Raw genomic sequence first — 3,301 nt, 5'->3', positions numbered from 1 at the left:
CCGCCACCGGTGGCGGAAAGTTGCATCCCCTCAATCATGATTTCGGAGCCGTGCGGGAACGTAAAAACAATCCGCTAGGTTCTGGGTCAAGGTCGCCGTTAGGCGCCCCGAAGGGGTTGCCTTGACCCTAAGAACCTAGGATTGTTAGTTCCCAAAGCACGGATCCATATCATGATTTTGGTGAGTGCACGGAGAGTTTGAGAGGCGGTAGCCTCTCATCAAAATTAAAAAAGTCCGCGTTAGCGGTCGTTTTTATTCTTAATAAAATTGTCGAACGAAGTTCGTCATTTTTTCTATTAAAAACACCTGTTTTTGACAGGTGTTTTTAATTTACAATATACAGATACAGAAGGAGAGGTGAAAAAAATTAATAAATTCATAGTAGTTACGCTTTACAATGTTACCAATAATGGTAACATTGTTACCAATAATGGTAACATTAGTGACTTAACGGAGTTAATTTTATGGATAAGAAATTATACCAAATTGATAGTAAAACAGGCGAGGTTATGGACGGCTTCGTTGCTTATGTTGTACCTAAAAGACAAAATGGTTTTGGAAAGGAATGGGTAGCAATGGCTCAACATCCAATGGCTGTCATAGCAGAAAGTAATTTAAATGGGTATGACCTTAAAGTATTTTTCATTTTAGCTTCCCGTCTTGATTTTGAAAATCTATTGGTTGTTAATCAAACGGAATTGGCTCAAAGGATTGGTGTTACTAGGCATCACTTTAATCGAAGTGTAAAAAGATTAATAGCTATGGATATACTCTTGGAAGGTCCTCGTATTGGTACCAGTAGATCTTACCGTCTCAACCCAAACTTTGGTTGGAAAGGTAGTGCTAAAAACCATAAAATAGCTATTAAGGAAGATTTTAAAAACCGTATTAAAGCTGCTGGTATTCGCGGTGTTTACGAAAATGGTAAACATCTAGAAATGGATATAGACATAGATAACCAAATAGATCTTGAAGATTATTTAAAATAATTAGCACTCACTCCGTTCGTCCATAAGTCTATGAAATGAGAGGCTACCGCCTCTCATTTTTTTAAATTATTTTCCGTCTATAAAGATATAAGAAAGGGCAAATCTAAAAACATTTTAGATTCAATATGTTAAAAATTTAAAAACCGTCAGGATTGGACGGAAAAACCGTCAGGATTGGACGGAAAAACCGTCAATTTCACGTTGACTATTGACGGTTTTTCTGTCATGACGTGACGAATTATCTATCAAAAGGAATAATCAAAATGACGGAAAAAAAAATAAAAACACGACGTGGAATAGTTCTCTATGAAAACAATCCTTTTATGATGGATATATCCACAAAAACCAGACGAATAATAAATAGACGTGGTGATATGATGCTCATAAGTGGCGAAGGGGAAATCCAAGCTAACATCGCAGGATTTTGGGAAGCCGAACAAGTCGACAGTACAAAATTCGTAAAACTTTTTGTAAAAGGAGTTAAAGCACTCAAAGAATTAACTGGTGCCGGTACAAAAGTTTTTGAAGTTCTCTACCTTCGAGTGCAAGAAAACATCGGGAAAGATCAAGTTTACATGTCTTTTGGAACAGTCGATCAAGCTCTAACACCAATGAGTGAAGCTACATATACTCGAGGAATGCGAGAACTAACAGAAAAAGGTTTTATTGCAGCAACACCAGCACAAGGATTATATTGGTTAAACCCCTCGTTCATCTGGAACGGTGATCGACTTGCATTCGTTAAAGAATACTACAAAATTAGCAAAAAAACACCAAAACAATTGAATTTTAACGAAGAACAGCAAGAATTATTTTAAATTACCTTTGATGAGAGGCTACCGCCTCTCAAACTCTCTGTCCGCTCACCAAAATCATGATCTCAGATCCGCGTTTATCGAAGGAATAACAATCCTATGTTCTTAGGGTCAAGGTAACCCCTTCGGGGCGCCTGACGGCGACCTTGACCCAGAACCTAACGGATTGTTTTATCCTTCTCACGCGGCTCCGAAATCATGAAATTGAGGATGCGGAAACCCTGCTAATCAGCAATGCTGTTGCCTTCGTTACCTTTATGTCCTTTGTTTTTTCGCTTAAGTCTCTTTTCATGCATAGCTAAAAGATGCTCTTGGTGTTTTCTGAGCTTCTCTTGTTCGTTTTCCTGTCGCATGAGGGCAGCGATATCAAATAGCTTTTTCATCTGTTCCTTTTTAAGGCCTCTAAAATGCTCTCTGAGAGCACTGAATTTATTTTCAATACTGTGGAGCATTTTTTTCAGTTTTGTCACTGTGTGGGCATTTTCGCGGTTTTGAGAGGCCATTGAGATTGTACTAGCAAATTTCTTATTCACTTTCTGAGTTAAACGTTCAGCAATTGTAACTGGTCCCTCTAATGTTTTTACGATTCCGACCTTTTCGAGAAAGCTTTCAGGTTCTAATTTTCTCGGTTCTATATCATCTGGAAGGATAGTGACGTGGTACTCAATATCCTTTCTCACAGCCGCATAATGCCGTTTAACAGCTTGGTGTTTTGCTTTACTGCCTTGCAACCCTCTTTCAAGCCCAAGGTCTTTTACGGCCTCAGCAAAGGTTGTTTGGTCGTTTATCATTTTTGCTCTATTGCCAATAAACTCATTAGCTGAAAGCCTTCCATCCCGTGTTAATGGTACAACGAATGCGCTTAAATGGGGGCTGATTTCGTCATTATGGACCACAGCAGCGATAATTCGATCTTGTCCGTATTTATCTGCTAACCACTGTTTTGATCGCGTAAAGAACTCTTTTTGCTGCTCTGGAGATGCTGTTGTCCACCATTCTGGACTAGCAGTCATGACATACTCAACAGCTAACACAGCATCTTTACGCCGCTTTTCTGGTAAAAGCTCGCGCATTTTGCCCATAGCTTCACTGGATGAACGTGAAACGTGCTGTTCGTTGTTTGGTGTGCGTTCACTATCGGCATTAGGAGTTTCACGCTCACGGTAGCAATGTTGCAGAGCAGTAGCAACAGAGCCCATTGCTGATAGTTTTTTACAGCGCATGATCGCATATGTAGCCATGTTTCCCCCTTTGTGCTAATAATCCACATTTATTGGCAAATTTCAAGGTTGTCCCTCCGGTGGGCCGCTATTTTAATAGCGTACTCACTAGGTTTATTACATAAACCGTTCGGGGCTAAAGCCCTTTTTCCGCCACCGGTGGCGGAAAGTTGCATCCCCTCAATCATGATTTCGGAGCCGTGCGGGAACGTAAAAACAATCCGCTAGGTTCTGGGTCAAGGTCGCCGTTAGGCGCCCCGAAGGGGTTGCCTTGACC

At 40.4% G+C, this 3,301-nt stretch carries 3 protein-coding genes; 2 read left to right on the top strand and 1 reads right to left on the bottom strand.

The window, feature by feature from the left end; translation table 11 throughout:
• The first annotated feature begins 464 nt into the window (after positions 1 to 464).
• The gene (locus ABD915_RS09105) at positions 465 to 989 is read left to right on the top strand and encodes a replication/maintenance protein RepL (RefSeq protein WP_345117568.1); all 525 of its coding nucleotides are present in this window, start codon (positions 465 to 467) and stop codon (positions 987 to 989) included.
• Between the two features lie 263 nt (positions 990 to 1,252).
• Positions 1,253 to 1,807, top strand: coding sequence for a hypothetical protein (locus ABD915_RS09100; RefSeq protein WP_345117566.1), 555 nt, complete (start codon positions 1,253 to 1,255; stop codon positions 1,805 to 1,807).
• 221 nt (positions 1,808 to 2,028) lie between these two features.
• On the opposite strand, the gene mobV is transcribed toward ABD915_RS09100, so the two are convergent.
• Positions 2,029 to 3,045, bottom strand: a complete 1,017-nt coding sequence (gene mobV / locus ABD915_RS09095) for a MobV family relaxase (protein ID WP_345117564.1) — start codon at positions 3,043 to 3,045, stop codon at positions 2,029 to 2,031.
• Positions 3,046 to 3,301: the final 256 nt, after the last annotated feature.

Source organism: Bartonella jaculi, from assembly GCF_039543045.1.
Lineage (GTDB): Bacteria > Pseudomonadota > Alphaproteobacteria > Rhizobiales > Rhizobiaceae > Bartonella > Bartonella jaculi.
This window is presented reverse-complemented; position numbering and strand designations above follow the sequence as displayed.

Coding starts and splice junctions, on each gene's coding strand:
- ABD915_RS09105 (WP_345117568.1), top strand. CDS start 465: ATGGATAAGAAATTATACCAAATTGATAGTAAAACAGGCGAGGTTATG.
- ABD915_RS09100 (WP_345117566.1), top strand. CDS start 1,253: ATGACGGAAAAAAAAATAAAAACACGACGTGGAATAGTTCTCTATGAA.
- mobV (WP_345117564.1), bottom strand. CDS start 3,045: ATGGCTACATATGCGATCATGCGCTGTAAAAAACTATCAGCAATGGGC.